Raw genomic sequence first — 17162 nt, forward strand, 5'->3', positions numbered from 1 at the left:
GCAAGCCGGCGCGGCGCACTTCTCGCCGGCGCCGACGCAGGCCCTAGCCGGTCGCGGCGAGCGACCGGCAGTACGTTCCTAGTTCGGTGAGGCGTTCCGACGCAGCGGCTCTGGCTGTCGGCAGGTCGGCCGTCGTTGCCACCGGAGCGAAGACTTCGAGGTAGCACTTGAGTTTCGGCTCGGTGCCCGAGGGGCGCACGACGATGCGGAAGTCGTCGGCGTCGAAGATGAGGGCGTCGGTGCGCAGTGGGCCGCGGACCTGCGCTTGGTCGGTGAATTTCACCGGGGTACCGGCTATTTCGCTGGGTGGGTCGGCGCGCAGGACGGCGGCGAGGGCGCCTGCCGCGGCGTGGTCGGGCAGGCGCAGGGAGACCTGGTCGCCCGCGTGCAGACCGAATTCGACAGCGTAGGAGTCCAATTCGTCGACCAGGCAGGTGTCCTGCGCCTTCAACAGGGCGACGAGATCGGCGGCCGACACAGCTGCCGAGATGCCGTCCTTGTCACGCACCTTCGCCGGGTCCACACAGTGGCCGATCGCCTCCTCGTAGGCGTACACGAGCCCGTCACCCGCTCTGGCCAGCCATTTGAAGCCGGTCAGGGTTTCCGCGTAGCGGGCCGAGCGCGCGGCCGCCAGCTTCGCGAGCAGGCGTGAGGAGACGATGGTGGTGGCGACCAGGGGCTCGGCGGGGGCGGTGCGCAGGACGTAGTCGGCCAGCAGCACGCCGGTCTCGTCGCCGCGCAGCATCCGCCAGCCCTGCGGTCCCAGCACACCGAGGGCGCAGCGGTCGGCATCGGGGTCGAGCGCGATCGCCACATCGGCGTCGACCCGCTCGGCCAGGGCGAGCAGCAGGTCGGCGGCGCCGGGTTCCTCGGGGTTGGGGAAGGCGACGGTGGGGAAGTCGGGATCGGGCGCGAACTGCTCGTCGACGACGTGCACATCGGTGAACCCGGCCGCGGCCAGTGCCCGCACCGCGAGTTCGCCGCCGACCCCGTGCAGGGGAGTCAGCGCGATCCGCACCTCGGCCCGCGCACCGGGCCCGCCCAGCAGCGCGGGCAGGTCGGCGACCCGCGCGAGATACCGATCGACCAGCTCCGCACCGGAGGTCGAAACCGGCTCCCTGGCAACAGGTTCGGCCACGACCTCGATGCACTTCTCGATCTCGGTGTCGGCGGGCGCGATGAGCTGTGCCCCACCGTCGAGATACACCTTGTACCCGTTGTCGGCGGGCGGATTGTGCGAGGCGGTGATCTGCACGCCGGCCACCGCGCCCAGCTCGCGCACCGCGAAGGCCACCACCGGCGTCGGCACCGGCTCGGGCAGCAGCGTCACCGGGAAGCCCGCCGCCGCGAAGATCTCGGCCGTGGTGGTCGCGAACTCGGCCGACCCGTGCCGGGCATCGCGTCCGACGACCACCGCGCCGCCGCCCAGACACCGTTCCCGCAGCCAGGCGGCCACCCCGGCCGTGGCCCGCGACACCGTGGTCACGTTCATCCCGTCCGGGCCATCGCGCAGCGGTCCGCGCAGGCCCGCGGTCCCGAAGCGCAGCATCTACACGCGCTCCAGAATCCCGCGCAGCAGCTTGCCCAGCCGGGGCGCGGCCGCCTGCCCCTCGGCGAGCACCTCCGCGTGCGACAGATGCGCACCGGTGACACCCGCGGCCAGATTGGTGACCAGCGAGATCCCGAGCACCTTCGCGCCACGCGAACGCGCCTCGATCGCCTCCAGGACCGTCGACATGCCGACCAGATCGGCACCGATCGTGGCCAGCATGCGGATCTCGGCGGGCGTCTCGTACTGCGGACCGGTGAGTCCGGCGTAGACGCCGTCGCTCAGGCTCGGATCGATCTCCCTGGCCAGCGCCCGCAACTCCGGGTCCCAGGCATCGACCAGATCGACGAACCGCGCCCCTTCGAGCGGGGTCCGCGCGGTGAGATTGAGGTGATCGGCGATCAGCACCGGCTCACCCACTTGCAGGCCGGGCCTGATCCCACCCGCGGCATTGGTGAGCAGGACGATCTCGGCGCCCGCGGCGATCGCGGCGGTCACCGGGTGCACGACCTGCTGGGGGGTGTAGCCCTCGTAGAGATGCTGACGGCCCATCAGCAGCAGCACGTTGTTGTCGTTCACGGTGAGCGAATGCACCATGCCGCCGTGCCCCTGCGCACTGGGTCGGCCGAACCCGGGTAACTCCGGCATGGCGATCGAGGCACGCGGCGCCCCGATCTCGGCTGCTGCCTCCTGCCACCCCGATCCCAGCACCACGGCCACGCGGTGACGCGGCACTCCCGTACGTTCGGCGATCGCCTGAGCGGCCTGTTCGGCAAGCATGCTGTGATACTAGCGGCGGGCGCCGCTAGTTCGCGGCTCCCAGGGGCCGCCCCTCCTCGAGGTCGGGGTGCGGGGCTGGACAGGCGAGCAGCCTCGGCCCGGACTACCCGCGAGTAAGTACATGCCCAGCTGCGGTTTATTCTTCCCTGCATGCCGTATTTGGAGCGCTCCGGTGACGTGTTCGTGCTGTACCTCGGAAACGAGGGCCAGACCGACAACGAGAACCGTTTTTCGCCGGACTGGATCGATGCTTTCCACGCCGAGCTCGACAAGGTCGAGGCGTCCGAGGGCGCGGCCGCGCTGGTGACCGTCGCGACCGGCAAATTCTACAGCAACGGTCTCGACACCGACTGGGTGTTCGGCAACCTGGACAAGATTCACGGCTACCTGGACCGCGTGCACACCCTCTACACCCGCTTGCTGACCTTCCCCCTGCCGACCGTCGCCGCGATCAACGGTCACGCGTTCGGTGCGGGCGCGATGCTGGCCCTCTCGCACGACTTCAGCGTGATGCGCGGTGACCGCGGCTTCTGGTCGCTGCCCGAGGTGCACCTCGGCATGCCCTTCACCGTCGGGATGAACGGCCTGCTCAAGGGGCGTCTCGCCAACCCGGTGTGCGTGCAGGCCATGACCACCGGCCACCGTTTCGGTGCCGACGAGGCCATCGCCGCCGGCATCGTGACCGCCAAGGCCGATGCCGAGGAGGTGCTGCCCGCCGCGATCGCGCGCGCGGCCGCGCTGACCAGCTTGCGCAAGCCGATCGCCCCGATCATCAAGACCGCCCTGCACGCCGAGACCCTCGCCGCGCTGGCCACCCCGGTCACCCCGGAGAACCTGCCGTTCGGCAACTGAGCACTCGCCGGTGCGCCCCGGTCCGTCACTGATGCGAGACTGGAGGGTATGGCACCCTCGCGCACCGGCGAACTCTCGGCCACCGCGTCCGATGCCGCGATCCTCGCGGCCTCGGCCGAACTGATCGGTCTCTCACACGCGATCCACGCCGAACCCGAGCTCGCCTTCGCCGAGACGCGCAGCGTGGCCAAGGTCCTCGAACCGCTGGTCGGACGTGGTTTCGCCGTCACCACCGGCGTCGCGGGCCTGCCGACCGCGTTTCGCGCCGTCTACGGCAGCGGCCCGCTGACCGTCGGCATCTGTGCCGAATACGACGCGCTCCCCGAGATCGGGCACGCCTGCGGGCACAACATCATCGCCGCCTCGGCCGTCGGCGCCGCGCTCGGCCTGGCCGAGGTGGCCGATCCGCTCGGCCTGACCGTCGTCGTGCTCGGCACTCCGGCCGAGGAGAGCGGCGGCGGCAAGATCCTCATGCTGGAAGCGGGTGCCTTCGACGACATCGCGATGGCGATGATGGTGCACCCCGGCCCCGTCGACATCGTCGGCGCGCGGTCACTGGCCCTGGCCGATCTGGCGATCACCTTCCACGGTCGTGAAGCGCACGCCAGCGCCGCACCCGAACTGGGCCGCAACGCGGGCGACGCGGTGACGCTGACCCAGGTTGCCCTCGGATTGCTGCGCCAGCACCTGCGCCCCGGTCAACAACTGCACGGTATAGTGTCCGACGGTGGCGTAGCCCCCAACATCGTGCCCGGACGCGCGGAGTTGCTGTACTACCTCCGCGCTGCCGATTCCACCTCCCTCGACGACCTGATGCGCCGAGCGAAGGCGTGTTTCGAAGCGGGCGCCCTGGCAACCGGCTGCACTCACGACATACGGACGCTCGCGCCCACCTATACCGAGCTCACCCCCGATCCGGTTCTCTCGGCGCTCTACCGCGCGCAGCTCACCGGGCTGGGCCGGACGCCGATCGCGCCCGAGCTCGAGGTGCTGCGTCCGCTCGGGAGCACCGACATGGGCAACGTCACCAACGTCATCCCCGGCATCCACCCGGTGATCGGTATCGATGCCGGTGGCGCGGTGACTCATCAGCCCGAGTTCGCGACCGCCGCGGTGAACACCTCGGCTGATCGGGCGGTGCTCGACGGCGCCCTCGCACTGTCGCGTACCGCTGTCGCGACGGCGCGCGATGAAGTACACAGGGACAGGTTGTTGCAACGGTTGCTCCAACGACAGGAGGACATTCGGTGAGCATTTCCGGCCATTCGGACACCGCGCGCACAGGCGCCGAGGCGCTGTCGAGGGGCGTCGGCGCCCACTCGATGATGCGTGAGAACGCGGCGTGTCCGACCCTGCCGGCCACCGAAAGCGCCAGGATGTCCGGCTCGGAGATCGTCGAGTCGTGGCTGGCCGAACACACCGCCGACCTGGTGCAGTGGCGTCGGCACATCCACGCCAACCCCGAGCTCTCCCGCGCGGAGTTCGCCACCACCGAGTTCGTCTCCGGCTGGCTGACCAAGGCCGGGCTGAGCTGGCAGGTGCTGCCCAGCGGCACCGGGCTGCTGTGCGATTTCGGCCCCGCCGACCGGCCCCGGATCGCGCTGCGCGCCGATATGGACGCGTTGCCGATGCAGGAGTTCACCGGCCTGAGCTTCGCCTCGACCGTGCCCGGCGTCTCGCACGCCTGCGGCCACGACGCGCACACCACGGTGCTGCTCGGCACCGCGTTGGCGCTGGCCGAGGCCGAGGACACGTTGCCGGTCGGGGTGCGGCTGGTGTTCCAGCCCGCCGAGGAAGTGATGCCGGGCGGTGCGATCGACGCCGTCGCCGCGGGCGCGATGGACGGTGTCGACCGGATCTTCGCGCTGCACTGCGATCCCCGGCTCGAAGTCGGCAAGGTCGGCGTGCGCACGGGTGCGATCACCTCGGCCGCCGACACGGTCGAGCTGGTGTTCGACTCACCCGGCGGGCACACCTCACGTCCGCATCTGACCAGCGATCTGGTCTACGCGATCGGCGCCGTCATCACCGGGCTGCCCGGGCTGCTGAGCCGTCGGGTCGACCCGCGAACCAGCACCGTGATGGTGTGGGGCGCGGTGAGCGCGGGTAAGGCGCCCAATGCGATTCCGCAGACCGGCATGCTCACCGGCACCGTCCGCACCGGCGATCACGCGACCTGGCTGCTGCTGGAACCGCTGGTTCGCGAGATCATCGACGGGCTGCTCGCGCCGACCGGGGTGCGCTACCAGCTCAACTACAAGCGGGGAGTGCCGCCGGTGGTCAACGATCCGGCCTCGGCGCTGATGGTCGAGAACGCGGTGCGGGCGCTGGGGCCCGACGCGCTCGCCGACACGCCGCAGTCCGGGGGCGGGGAGGACTTCTCCTGGTATTTGGAGGAGGCGCCCGGCGCCATGGCGCGGTTGGGTGTGTGGCCGGGAACCGGGGAGCAGTTGGACCTGCATCAGCCGACGTTCGACATCGACGAGCGGGCGTTGGCGGTGGGGGTCCGGACTCTCGCCAACATCATCCTGCAGGCTTAGGTGTTTTGTGTGGGGCGGATAGTGCGGTAGTTGGCTGACCTGGGGTTGTGGTGACACGGGCTGTGTTTGTTGGAGCGCTGGCGCGCTCGAGTCGCGGCCCCTGGGGGCCGCCGGTCAGCGCTCGAGACTCGCGCCTGCGGCGCATGCGCTTCGAGCGCTGACCGGCGACCCGGCCGCGACCGGCCGACTTCGTCGGCCGCCGCTCCTCGGGGTCGCGGGTGCGGGGCTGGGAGTGCGGTCATGGCGGACTCGGGTGGTGCGGTGTGGCTGGGAGTGCGGCAGGTCGCGGACTCGGGTGGTGCGGTGTGGCTGGGAGTGCGGCAGGTCGCGGACTCGGGTGGTGCGGTGTGGCTGGGAGTGCGGCAGGTCGCGGACTTCAGGGCCTTGTGGCCGAGGTGCGGCAGGTCGCGGACTTCAGGGGTGCCGTATGGCGGGGAGAGCCGGAGGTGCCGACTCAGTTGGGGGGTGGGGGCGGTTCACGCTGAGCCGGGGCCTACGTTCTTGCTGTTACGGGTGCGCAGGGAGTGGACGTATTCCTCGGGGGCGCCTGCTTTTTCGGCCGCGTCGGCGATGACGCCGATGTAGCGGGCCGAGGGGAGGCCGCCTTCGTAGGCGTCGAGGACGTAGAGCCAGGCCAGGCGGGACTCGCCCTGGGTGCCGGTGACACGGAGTCGGATCTTCTTGTGGATGCCGAAGTCCGAGCCCTCCCAGCGGTCGAGGCGCTCCTCGTCCTCGGGGGAGACGTCGTAGAGGACGACGAACACCCGGGAACCCGGATCCTCGACGACGGTGGCCAACGGCCCTTCCCAGCCGATGTCGTCACCGGCGAAGGTCAGGCGCCAACCTTCCAGCCACCCGGTCCCGGACATGGGCGAATGCGGGCAGCGTTCCAGCATCTGCGTCGAGTCCATGTTGGACCCGTAGGCGGCATAGATCGGCACCTGAGGAACTGTAGCCAATAACAGCGGCGGAATTCCTGTCTCCCACCCAGATCGGCTCACCGTCACATTCGGTGAGGGCGTCGAACACGCCCGGCGGTGTTCACCGAGCCGACCCGTCACTGTCACAACGCACCTGAAATGATGGGTCGACAGCACGGGCAGCCCCCACAAGGGGCAGGTCCGATCAGGCGAGCAACAGGAGCGTGACTGGTGGCACGGATTGCGATCATCGGTGGTGGACCGGCCGGATACGAGGCGGCCTTGGTGGCCGCCCAGCACGGGGCCTCGGTAACCCTGGTAGACGCCGACGGCATCGGTGGCGCCTGTGTGCTGTGGGATTGCGTTCCGTCGAAGACCTTCATCGCCTCCACCGGTCTGCGTACCGATCTGCGCCGCGCCCGCGACCTGGGCATCACCCTCGACGCCAGCCAGGCGCAGGTGCACCTGCCCGAGGTCAACGGGCGGGTGAAGGCGCTGGCGCTGGCCCAGTCCTCCGACATCCGCGCCAAGCTGCAGGCCGCGGGCGTGCAACTGCTGGCCGGCCGGGGCGAATTGGTCGGTCCCGCCACCGGTTTGGCGCACCGGGTGCGCGCGAGGCAGGCCGACGGCAGCAGCGAGGAGTTCGAGGCCGAGGTGGTGCTCATCGCCACCGGCGCCAGCCCGCGTGTGCTGCCCGGCGCCGAACCCGACGGCGAGCGCATCCTGAACTGGCGTCAGCTCTACGACCTGCACGAACTGCCCGAAACGCTGGTGGTCGTCGGTTCCGGCGTCACCGGCGCCGAGTTCGTCTCCGCCTACACCGAGATGGGGGTGCGGGTGAAGCTGGTCTCCAGCCGCGACCGCGTGCTGCCGGGCGAGGACGCCGACGCGGCGCTCGTGCTCGAGGACGCCCTCGCCGAACGCGGCGTGGAACTGGTCAAGCACGCGCGCGCCGACGCGGTGGAGCGCACCGCCGACGGCGTCGTGGTGAAGCTGTCCGACGGACGCACGGTGACCGGTTCGCACGCCCTGATGACCGTCGGCTCCACGCCGAACACTGATCAGCTCGGCCTCGACCGGGTCGGCATCGACCTCGATCGTGGCGGCTACCTGCGCGTCGACCGGGTCTCGCGCACCTCGGTACCCGGCATCTACGCTGCAGGCGACTGCACCGGGCTGCTGCCGCTGGCCTCGGTGGCCGCCATGCAGGGCCGGATCGCGATGTACCACGCGCTGGGCGAGGGTGTGAGCCCCATCCGCTTGAAGACGGTGGCCTCGGCGGTGTTCACCCGGCCCGAGATCGCGACGGTCGGCGTGAGTCAGACCGCGATCGACGACGGTGAGGTCCCAGCGCGCACGGTGATGCTGCCGCTGAACACCAATCCGCGCGCGAAGATGTCGGGCCTGCGCCGCGGCTTCGTCAAGATCTTCTGCCGCCCGGCGACCGGGGTGGTCATCGGCGGCGTCGTGGTCGCGCCGATCGCCTCGGAGCTGATCCTGCCGATCGCGCTCGCGGTGCAGAACAACCTCACCGTCACCGATCTGGCGCAGACCTTCTCGGTGTACCCGTCGCTGACCGGATCGGTCACCGAAGCCGGCCGTTTGCTGATGCGTCACGACGACCTGGACTGAGCTACGACGCACCGAATGTGAGGCGTATCACCGGCATTCGAGGTTTCGAATTGTCCTGTTCGCCAGCAGTGGTCGTTGATCCCCGGCATCGATCACAGCGGGTGTTTGCGCAGGCGGCAACGGGCGACGCCGAAACCTAGTGCTGCATTGCCTGTCTCGCGCTCATGTGGTTGACTCACCGCCGAGGCGCGATCAGATTGTGATCGCGTGGTGGAGTATGGGGGATTCCCTCCGGGAAAGGGATCAAGCGAAAGTGAAGCATCGTAAGCCGAGTCGGGCGCAGCGAGCGATGGCGAGCACATCGTTGCCCCTGGCCGCCGCGGCGGCCGTGGCAACCCTACTTGCGGCTCCGGCCGGCGCGGTCCCCAGCGACCAGCCGACCACACCCGCCACCCCGGCGCCTGCGCAGCCGGGAACCGGAACGCCGTCTCAGGAGACCGAAGGTCCCGAGACTCCGGAGAACGTGAAGCCGGGCGAGAACAAGCCGGGTCAGACCAAGCCGACCCCGGCGCAGCCGGGTGTCACCAGCCCCGCGCCGGGTCAGCCGGAGGGCACGCCGGCCCGGCCGACGCCGAGCCAGCCGGGTGTCACCACTCCCCGTATCGCGCCGCTGCCGGTGCCGGGCCAGTCCGCTCAGGACAAGCCCGCCGCCGCGACGGACGAAGAGGGCGCCGCCGAGGCGGAGACCGTTCCCGGTGAAGAAGTTCCCGGTGAAGAGGGCACCACCACGCCCGGCGGCCAGCCGTCGCAGGCGCTGCCGACGCAGCCGACCGTGCCGTCCGATCAGGGCGTCACCGGCGAGGAAGCCGAGACCGAGGGTCCGAGCACCCTGATGCAGGAGCCGTCGTGGCAGGCCCCGCGCCTGGTCGACGCGCCCGCCGCGCCGGTCGTCGAGATGGAAGGCCCGCGCCAGGAAGTCGGCGTCACGGTCGACGCGGGCGGTCTGGTGCCCGGCGTGCTCGCCAACACCCATCACTACAACAACGCCTCCGGCTACGTCGGCACCATCGGGTACCGCACGCCGCAGGGCTCCGGTGACGCGGGCGTCTCGGTCGAGTACATCACCGAGAACTCGATCCAGGTCACCACTTTCAACGGTGGTGACGGCCGCGAGGACAACACCACGGTCACCGTGCTCGATACCACCCAGGCCAATTTGGCCAAGGCGGCTGTCGAGAACTGGATCAAGGCGCAGCCCGGCGGTACGGCCGCGCTCGAGGCCGCCGCGCAGGCTACACTGCCCGTGCCGGGGGAGCTGCTTCAGACGGTGAACGTTGCGGGTGTCACCACCCAGTGGGGTGGCTCGCTCCAGTACTGACACGCAGTTTGTCGTGTGGGGCGGTCGGATGCGACCGCCCCACACGTGTGTCCTGGGGAAAGGATTGGACTTGGGCACCGAGGGTGACGAGAACGAGCGTGGCGACCGACCCGCCGCGGAATTCGGTCCTCCTGTAGGCGATTTCGGGCCGCCGCTCGACGACGAAGGCTTCGGCGCGCCGCTGGCCGCCACACCGCCGCCCCCGCCGCCGGGCGCGCTACCGGAGATGGGCTGGCGCCCGGCCGGTCCGCCGTCCGCCGCGCCCGGTCCGTTCGGTGCGTCGGCCCCTGGTGCGCCCGGTGCCCCGGAGCCGGGACCGTTCGGTGCGCCGGTCGTCGGGCATGCCCCTGTCACTCCGCCATCAGATCCGCCCGTCGGCTCGACGCCGCCACGTGGTCCGGTGCCGCCTCGGTTGCCCGCGGATCGGCGTTCCGCGCCGACCTCCGTCTTCGGCGACGCCCTGGCCGCCTCACCTCCAGGGCGTGACGCTTCGCCTTTCGGCGCACCCACCGCTCCGCCTGACAGCTCGCCGTTCGGCGCACCCACCGCCCCACCGGCCGACGCCACCGTCCGGATCGGCGGCGACCAGGTACCGCGCGGTGGCGCCTCTGTCTTCGGTGACTCACCCTTCGGCGACTCCGTTCCGGTGAGCTCCGGCGCCGACCGCACCGAGGTGATCCGCCGCGATCGTCCCGGCCCGCGCGCCGAAGCGCCCGTGGACCTCGCGCCGCCGGACTCCCGACGCGCTCCGGAGGCACCCGAGACCGTGCGCGCCCCACTCGCCGGGGAGCCCCGCTTCGCGGAGGACAAGGCTTGGTGGAACAGTCCCGACGAAGGCGGTGCGGTGCCGAAGCCGCCCGCCGAGCCGGGCCTGTCCTGGGCCGACGACCCGATCGCGCGCAGGCTCGCGCCCAAGACACCCCCGCCGACGCCGAGCGCGGCGAAGGAACCCGACAAGCGGATGCGCTGGATCATCGGCGGTGCCGCGGCGGCGGTATTGCTCGTGGTGGTGCTGGTGCTGACCATCGGTCTGGTCAAGCGGGGCGGCGGGGATCCCGGCGTGACCGCCGCACCGATCCCGTCGGCGGTGTCGGCCACCGATTGCCAGGAGGTGGCCGAGCAGGCCGTCACCGTGGGCAATGGCCCCGGCGACACCTCCTCGGGTGCGAAGGCGATCCTGGGCTTCCAGTACGCCTTCTATGTCGACCGGTCCGGTGAGAAGGTGCGCGAGTTCGCGGCGCCCGATGGCGACATCTCACCTGCCGAGACGATCCAGGCCGCGATCGACGAGCAGATTCCGGTCGGCGCCACGCACTGCGTGAAGATGCGTGAGACCAGCGAGGGGCGCTACGACGTGGAGTTGCGGGAATGGCATCCCGACGGCACCGCGATCGTCTACAAGCAGGAGATCATCACCGCCAACACCGATGGAAAGTGGCAGATCAGGACCATCGCCGCGCGGTAGCGTCTCATTATTTGGGATTAGAATTTCATATTCTGGTCAGGGATGTGCGATCGTGGAGCATCGCATGTCCCTGGCGTTCCCGGAGGTCCCCATGTCCCCGATCGTTCCTGCACTGGCAGGCAAGCTCGACGGCTTGCAGAGCTCCGCGATCAGGGACCTGCTCACACTCACCGCGCGCGCCGACATCATCAGCCTCGCGGGTGGCCTGCCCGACGCGGCGCTGATGCCGCGCGAGCGGATCGCGGTCGCCGCGCAGACCGCGCTGGGTGATCCGGCGGTACTGCAGTACACCGAGTCGCCCGGCCTGCCCGCCCTGCGCGCGGTGATCGCCGAGCGTGAGTCCACCCGCATCGGGCGCTCGGTGCCGGTCGAGGAAGTGTTCGTCACCCACGGCTCCCAGCAGGCGCTGTCGCTGCTGGCCGAGGTGTTGCTCGATCCCGGTGCGCTGGTGATCGTGGAAGATCCCGCGTATGTCGGTGCGCTGCAAGTGTTCCGGGCCGCCGGCGCCCGGATCGTCGCGGTGCCCCTCGACGGTGACGGCCTGCGTGTCGACGTCCTGGCGGACCTGCTGGCCGCGGGGGAGCGCCCCGCCGTCGTGCACACCGTCTCCAACTTCCACAACCCCGGCGGCGTCACCCTGGCCCCCGAGCGTCGTCGCCGCTTGACCGAACTGGCCGAGGCGCACGGCTTCTGGGTGATCGAGGACGACCCCTACGGCGAACTCTGGTTCGACCGGCCCGCCCCCGCTCCCGTCGCGAGTTACTCACCCCAGGTCATCCGCCTGTCCAGCGTCTCCAAGACCCTCGCTCCCACTCTCCGCGTCGGTTGGCTGGTCGCCCCCGGCCGAGTCTGTCGCGCCGTCGAACTACTCAAACAGGGCGCCGACCTCTGCGGCTCCGCTCTCACCCACCGCATCGCCGCCGACCTCCTCGCCGACACGGACTGGCTCACCACCCACATCGACACCGTCCGCACCGCTTACGGCGCCCGTGCCAAATCCCTCGTCGAAGCCGTCCGCACGACCTTCGGCACCCGCGTCCACTGCACCGACGCCACCGGCGGAATGTTCGTCTGGGCCGATTTCACCGACGACACCGACACCACAACCCTCCTCCCCGCCGCCCTCGAAGCGGGAGTCGCCTACGTCCCCGGCGCCGTCTTCGCCGTCTCCAACGCCTACCGCACCTCCATGCGCCTGTGCTTCACCACCTCCGACGAGGCCACCCTGACCGAAGCGATCACTCGATTGGCCTCGATCAGCCGCTGAGGCCAAGCGCTCGTCGGCCTCGCTGCGGGAAGCACTGCACGCCTGGGTGACCACCGCCGCGGTCATGCGTGATTCGGCACGTCGTGCGGTGCACATCGGTGCGGTAGCGGCATCGGAGTTCGTCGAGGTGGATGCGCCGCAGTCGAGCGGCGCCGCCTGACCCCGCGCCCGGTGCCTATCGGCCCTTTGTCGCGGCTCGCTCATCGGGCGGTCGGCCCGCCGACGAACACGCGTACGGGGTGCTGGTGCACCGGCAATACCTCGACACGTGGAACGAGTTGGCAGACCGGGTGGGAATGACATCGGCCCAACAGTTCTGGGGGCATGTGTCTTCGAATCCAGGAAGACCACCCGATGTGGGATCGTCGACTGTGCTGCGTGGTAAGCACCACGGCCCCAAATGGGCAGGATATTCGCGCACCATCCACTACGAGATCAGTGGTGCGGGACGTATTGACTACCAGTACCGCAACGACACGACGGAAGGCGGCCGGGGTGACGCGCACCCTGTCGTCAAGATCGTGACCATCGATCTGGGAAGTCACTGAGCGCGCGTTCGATTGCTGCGCGCCATTCGCCGTCGCGATGGGTGTTGGCGCCGAAGGCACCGCCGGAACTGAGCCTGCGATTCCTCGACCGCGTGAGCGCGCCGACCCGGGCCGTGCTGCTCGAAGGCTGCGGGCATTTCCCACTCGAGGAACCCGGCGTCACTCAGCTCGCGGAGACGCTGCGGGAGGTACTGGTCCGGACTCGGCCGGGATCAGGGCCTTGGCCAGTGCCGTCAACTCCTCGGCGCGCACGGAGTGGCGGGTGAGGACGCGGTGGACCTGTGCGTCGACCGCGTGAACCACGGTGCGGGCCATGAGGAGGGGGTCCGACCCGCCACGACCGCAGCGCCGCAGGTGGTACTCGATCTCGCCGACCAGATGGTCCTCGAACGCCTGCATCATCGCGAGCTCTTCGGGCAGCCGCAGCGCGACCCGGTGCAGCAGGGCGTGCAGCGCGGGCCGATCGCGGTGCAGATCGGCGACCACCGCCAGGATCGCGTGCATGCTCTCGTCGAAAGGCGGCTCGTCGGCGCGCAACCGGGCGAACACCTCACCCAGCCGTTGCCCGGCGTCGATCACATGCCGTTCGGCCAGCGCCCGCAGCATGGCGGTCTTGTTCGGAAAGTACTGGTACAGCGTGCCGATCGACATCCCGGCGCGTTCGGCGATGCGGTTGGTCGTCGCGGACACACCCTCGCGGGAGAAGACCTGCGCGGCGGCCTCGAGCAGCGTGTCCACGGTCTCGCGGGAGCGTTGCTGGCGGGGTGACTTACGCGGCCGGTCGTCCATCAGGCCCAGTTGTACGTGCGTTCGACGGCCTTGTTCCATTCGGTGAAGCGTTGTTCGCGTTCGGCTTCCGACATCGACGGTGTCCAGGTGTGATCGGCGGACCAGTTGTCGCGGATCTCGTCGGTGCCCGACCAGTAGCCGACGGCCAGGCCCGCGGCGTAGGCCGCGCCGAGTGCGGTGGTCTCGCGCACCACCGGACGCACGACGGGAACATCGAGGATGTCGGACTGGAACTGCATGAGCAGGTCGTTGCCGGTCATGCCGCCGTCGACCTTGAGGGTGGTCAGTTCCAGGTCCAGCTGTTGGGCGGCGGCGTCGGCGCGCATGGCGTCGACCACCTCTCTGGTCTGGAAGGCGGTCGACTCGAGTGCGGCGCGGGCCAGGTGGGCTTTGGTGACGAAGCGGGTGAGTCCGGCGATGACACCGCGCGCGTCGGGACGCCACCGCGGGGCGAACAGACCGGAGAAGGCGGGCACGAAGTACGCGCCGCCGCTGTCGTCGACGCTGCGGGCCAGCGGCTCCACCTCCTCGGCCGAGGCGATGATGCCGAGGTTGTCGCGCAGCCACTGCACCAGCGAGCCGGTCACGGCGATCGAGCCCTCCAGCGCGTAGACCGCCGGTGCTTCGCCGAGCTGATAACAGGCGGTGGTGAGCAGCCCGTGTTTGCTGAACACCGGAGTCGTCCCGGTGTTGAGGAGCATGAAATTGCCGGTGCCGTAGGTGTTCTTGGCCTCACCGGGCAGCAGGCAGGCCTGGCCGAAGGTGGCGGCCTGCTGGTCACCGAGGATGCCCGCCACCGGCGCGCCCGCGAACGGGCCCTGGGTGATCTCGGCATACACCTCCGAGGAGCTGCGGATCTGCGGGAGCAGTGACATCGGGATGTCGAACTCGGCGCAGATCCGCGAATCCCATTGCAGGGTACGCAGATCCATCAGCAGGGTGCGGGAGGCGTTGGTGACGTCGGTGAGGTGCTCACCGGTCAGCTTCCACAGCACCCAGCTGTCCATGGTGCCGAAACACAACTCGCCTGCCTCGGCTCGCGCGCGGACGCCGTCGACATTGTCGAGGATCCACCGCAGCTTCGGCCCCGCGAAATAGGTCGACAGCGGCAGCCCGGTGCGATCGGCGTAGCGCTGCGGACCCTGCTCGCCGGCCAGTTCGCCGCACAGCTGATCGGTGCGGGTGTCCTGCCAGACGATGGCGTTGTGCACCGGCTGCCCGGTGGCCCGATCCCAGACCACGGTGGTCTCGCGCTGATTGGTGATCCCGATCGCCGCCAGATCCCCGGCGGAGCACCCGCTGGTGCCGAGCGCCGCCCCGAGCGCCCACTCGGTGTTGCGCCACACCTCCAGCGGATCGTGCTCGACCCAGCCCGGCTTGGGCAGGATCTGCCGATGCTCCCGTTGCGCGGTCCCGACGATCCGACCTTGCCGATCGAAGACGATGCACCGACTCGAAGTCGTGCCCTGATCGATGGCGGCCACATAGCGACGCATTGATGCAGGTTACCCAAGGACGGCTCCGCGCCGGGCCGCTGTCGAATTTCGGGCGCCCGCCCCGCCGCGCACGTCCCGCGCGCGGAGCACGCACTACGTTTAGCCTGTAGACGGCGCCGGGGATGTGCTCCGGTGTTGCCCCACTGTCGACCGGGACCGGCCGAACCTCGGTCGGCGGCGAGGAGTCGAGCATGTCGCAGACACCGGAGTTTCCCTTCCTCAACCCTGGTGAGTTGGTCGCGGGCGGGAAACGCGACCGGTTCGGCCCGGGTCAGCTCGGGCCAGAGCATCGCCGTACCGCGTGGGAACGCCTCGGCAAGGACCAGTTCGACGTGCTGGTCATCGGCGGCGGCGTGGTCGGCGCCGGGATCGCGCTGGACGCGGCGACGCGCGGCCTCTCGGTCGCCCTGGTCGAGGCCCGCGATCTGGCCTCCGGCACGTCGAGCCGGTCGTCGAAGATGTTCCACGGTGGCCTGCGCTACCTCGAACAGCTCGAGTTCGGGCTGGTCCGGGAGGCGTTGAAGGAACGTGAGCTGGCCCTGTCGACGCTGGCCCCGCACCTGGTCAAGCCGCTGCGCTTTCTCTACCCACTCACCCACCGCGTCTGGGAGCGTCCGTATGTCGCCGCGGGCCTCACCCTCTATGACAGCATGGGCGGCGCGAAATCCGTTCCAGGACAGCATCATCTGACTCGCCACGGCGCGATGCGGCTGGCCCCGGGTCTGCGCAGGGACTCGCTGATCGGCGGGGTCACCTACTACGACACCGTCGTCGACGACGCCCGCCACACGATGACGGTCGCCCGCACCGCCGCGCACTACGGCGCGGTCATCCGCACCTCCACCCAGGTCGTCGGGCTGCTGCGCGAAGCCGACCGAGTGGTCGGGGTGAAGCTGCGCGACACCGAGGATGGGCGCACCGGCGAGGCCCGCGCGAATGTGGTGATCAACGCGACCGGGGTCTGGACCGACGAGGTCCAGGGCCTGTCGAATCAACGCGGCCGATTCCATGTGCGCGCGTCCAAGGGCGTGCACATCGTGGTGCCGCGTGACCGGATCGTCAGCGACGCGGCCATCATCCTGCGCACCGCGACCTCGGTGCTGTTCGTCATCCCGTGGGGCGCGCACTGGATCATCGGCACCACCGACACCGACTGGAATCTCGACCTGGCCCATCCCGCCGCGACCAAGGCCGACATCGACTACCTGCTCGACCGGGTCAACGAGGTGCTGGTCACCCCGCTCACCCACGCCGACATCGACGGCGTCTACGCGGGTCTGCGTCCGCTGCTGGCCGGGGAGAGCGACGAGACCTCCAAGCTCTCGCGCGAACACGCGGTCGCCAGGGTCGCACCGGGCCTGGTGAGCATCGCGGGCGGCAAGTACACCACCTACCGGGTGATGGCCGCCGACGCGATGGACGAAGCCGCACAGGACATTCCGGCCCGCGTCTCGCCCTCGATCACCGAGAAGGTCGCGCTGCTGGGCGCCGACGGCTACTTCGCCCTGGTGAACCAGACCGTGCAGCTGGCCGAACACTACGGCTTGCACCCCTATCGGATGACCCACCTCCTCGACCGCTACGGCTCCGTCGTCGACGAGGTGCTCGCCATGGCCGCGGGCAAACCCGAACTGCTGCGACCGATCACCGACGCACCGGCGTATCTGCAAGTCGAAGCGGTGTACGCGGCCGCCGCCGAGGGGGCCCTGCACCTCGACGACATCCTGGCCCGGCGCACCCGCATCTCGATCGAATACTCCGATCGCGGCGCCAACTGCGCCGAGCAGGTCGCCAATCTCGTCGCGCCTGTGCTCGGTTGGGACGCCGAGGACATCGATCGCGAGGTGTCGCTGTATCAGGCACGAGTGCGCGCGGAGATCGAATCGCAGGCCGAGCCCGACGACAAGTCGGCCGACGCGCTACGAGCCGCCGCACCGGAACCGCGCCCGCAACTGCTCGAGCCGGTACCCCAGGATCGCTGACTCGCCCCGGTCCAGGTACTGGGC

The 17162-nt window shown here is 69.9% G+C and carries 14 protein-coding genes; 9 read left to right on the forward strand and 5 right to left on the reverse strand.

Annotated elements, in window-relative coordinates; genetic code table 11:
- Window positions 1-43: 43 nt before the first annotated feature.
- Window positions 44-1549: a phospho-sugar mutase gene (locus BOX37_RS04765; RefSeq protein WP_071926568.1), complete on the reverse strand. Its 1506-nt coding sequence runs from the start codon at window positions 1547-1549 to the stop codon at window positions 44-46.
- Window positions 1550-2329, reverse strand: coding sequence for a purine-nucleoside phosphorylase (locus tag BOX37_RS04770; RefSeq protein ID WP_071926569.1), 780 nt, complete (start codon window positions 2327-2329; stop codon window positions 1550-1552).
- A gap of 150 nt (window positions 2330-2479) precedes the next feature.
- Between BOX37_RS04770 and BOX37_RS04775 the strand changes: the two genes are divergently transcribed.
- From BOX37_RS04775 to BOX37_RS04785, 3 genes are all read left to right on the forward strand, one after another.
- Window positions 2480-3181, forward strand: coding sequence for an enoyl-CoA hydratase-related protein (locus tag BOX37_RS04775; RefSeq protein ID WP_071926570.1), 702 nt, complete (start codon window positions 2480-2482; stop codon window positions 3179-3181).
- Between the two features lie 48 nt (window positions 3182-3229).
- The gene (locus BOX37_RS04780) at window positions 3230-4432 is read left to right on the forward strand and encodes a M20 family metallopeptidase (RefSeq protein ID WP_071926571.1); all 1203 of its coding nucleotides are present in this window, start codon (window positions 3230-3232) and stop codon (window positions 4430-4432) included.
- Window positions 4433-4557: 125 nt separating this feature from the next.
- Window positions 4558-5721: a M20 family metallopeptidase gene (locus tag BOX37_RS04785; RefSeq protein ID WP_071931192.1), complete on the forward strand. Its 1164-nt coding sequence runs from the start codon at window positions 4558-4560 to the stop codon at window positions 5719-5721.
- Window positions 5722-6197: 476 nt separating this feature from the next.
- Here BOX37_RS04785 and BOX37_RS04790 read toward each other — a convergent pair whose 3' ends face one another.
- Entirely contained in the window at window positions 6198-6662 is a 465-nt protein-coding gene (locus BOX37_RS04790; RefSeq protein ID WP_071926572.1) for a gamma-glutamylcyclotransferase family protein, read from the reverse strand.
- Window positions 6663-6872: 210 nt separating this feature from the next.
- Between BOX37_RS04790 and BOX37_RS04795 the strand changes: the two genes are divergently transcribed.
- From BOX37_RS04795 to BOX37_RS04815, 5 genes are all read left to right on the forward strand, one after another.
- Entirely contained in the window at window positions 6873-8273 is a 1401-nt protein-coding gene (locus BOX37_RS04795) for an NAD(P)H-quinone dehydrogenase (RefSeq protein ID WP_071926573.1), read from the forward strand.
- 289 nt (window positions 8274-8562) lie between these two features.
- Window positions 8563-9591: a hypothetical protein gene (locus BOX37_RS04800; RefSeq protein ID WP_240505209.1), complete on the forward strand. Its 1029-nt coding sequence runs from the start codon at window positions 8563-8565 to the stop codon at window positions 9589-9591.
- A 70-nt stretch (window positions 9592-9661) separates the two neighbouring features.
- Window positions 9662-11056, forward strand: a complete 1395-nt coding sequence (locus BOX37_RS04805) for a DUF8176 domain-containing protein (RefSeq protein ID WP_156910264.1) — start codon at window positions 9662-9664, stop codon at window positions 11054-11056.
- 91 nt (window positions 11057-11147) lie between these two features.
- Window positions 11148-12323, forward strand: a complete 1176-nt coding sequence (locus BOX37_RS04810; protein WP_071931194.1) for an aminotransferase-like domain-containing protein — start codon at window positions 11148-11150, stop codon at window positions 12321-12323.
- Window positions 12324-12679: 356 nt separating this feature from the next.
- A complete protein-coding gene (locus tag BOX37_RS04815; protein WP_071926575.1) occupies window positions 12680-12871 on the forward strand; it encodes a hypothetical protein in 192 nt (63 codons plus the stop codon).
- Window positions 12872-13030: 159 nt separating this feature from the next.
- On the opposite strand, the gene BOX37_RS04825 is transcribed toward BOX37_RS04815, so the two are convergent.
- On the reverse strand, window positions 13031-13660 hold the full coding sequence (locus tag BOX37_RS04825; RefSeq protein ID WP_071926577.1) for a TetR/AcrR family transcriptional regulator: 630 nt from the start codon (window positions 13658-13660) through the stop codon (window positions 13031-13033).
- The gene (gene glpK, locus BOX37_RS04830; protein WP_071926578.1) at window positions 13660-15156 is read right to left on the reverse strand and encodes a glycerol kinase GlpK; all 1497 of its coding nucleotides are present in this window, start codon (window positions 15154-15156) and stop codon (window positions 13660-13662) included. The genes BOX37_RS04825 and glpK overlap by 1 nt, the downstream gene beginning before the upstream one ends.
- A 191-nt stretch (window positions 15157-15347) precedes the next feature.
- Here glpK and glpD point away from each other — a divergent pair, with 191 nt between their 5' ends.
- Window positions 15348-17138 (forward strand): glycerol-3-phosphate dehydrogenase, encoded by a 1791-nt coding sequence (gene glpD / locus BOX37_RS04835; RefSeq protein WP_240505210.1) that lies wholly within the window; start codon window positions 15348-15350, stop codon window positions 17136-17138.
- The last annotated feature ends 24 nt before the right edge of the window (window positions 17139-17162 follow it).

Origin of the sequence: Nocardia mangyaensis (assembly GCF_001886715.1) — a bacterium.
Lineage (GTDB): Bacteria > Actinomycetota > Actinomycetes > Mycobacteriales > Mycobacteriaceae > Nocardia > Nocardia mangyaensis.

What these genes read in the sequence shown, in the direction of transcription:
- BOX37_RS04825 (WP_071926577.1), bottom strand. Translation starts at nt 13,660, where the DNA reads ATGGACGACCGGCCGCGTAAGTCACCCCGCCAGCAACGCTCCCGCGAG.
- BOX37_RS04780 (WP_071926571.1), top strand. Translation starts at nt 3,230, where the DNA reads ATGGCACCCTCGCGCACCGGCGAACTCTCGGCCACCGCGTCCGATGCC.
- BOX37_RS04765 (WP_071926568.1), bottom strand. Translation starts at nt 1,549, where the DNA reads ATGCTGCGCTTCGGGACCGCGGGCCTGCGCGGACCGCTGCGCGATGGC.
- BOX37_RS04810 (WP_071931194.1), top strand. Translation starts at nt 11,148, where the DNA reads ATGTCCCCGATCGTTCCTGCACTGGCAGGCAAGCTCGACGGCTTGCAG.
- BOX37_RS04785 (WP_071931192.1), top strand. Translation starts at nt 4,558, where the DNA reads ATGTCCGGCTCGGAGATCGTCGAGTCGTGGCTGGCCGAACACACCGCC.
- BOX37_RS04800 (WP_240505209.1), top strand. Translation starts at nt 8,563, where the DNA reads ATGGCGAGCACATCGTTGCCCCTGGCCGCCGCGGCGGCCGTGGCAACC.
- BOX37_RS04770 (WP_071926569.1), bottom strand. Translation starts at nt 2,329, where the DNA reads ATGCTTGCCGAACAGGCCGCTCAGGCGATCGCCGAACGTACGGGAGTG.
- glpD (WP_240505210.1), top strand. Translation starts at nt 15,348, where the DNA reads ATGTCGCAGACACCGGAGTTTCCCTTCCTCAACCCTGGTGAGTTGGTC.
- glpK (WP_071926578.1), bottom strand. Translation starts at nt 15,156, where the DNA reads ATGCGTCGCTATGTGGCCGCCATCGATCAGGGCACGACTTCGAGTCGG.
- BOX37_RS04775 (WP_071926570.1), top strand. Translation starts at nt 2,480, where the DNA reads ATGCCGTATTTGGAGCGCTCCGGTGACGTGTTCGTGCTGTACCTCGGA.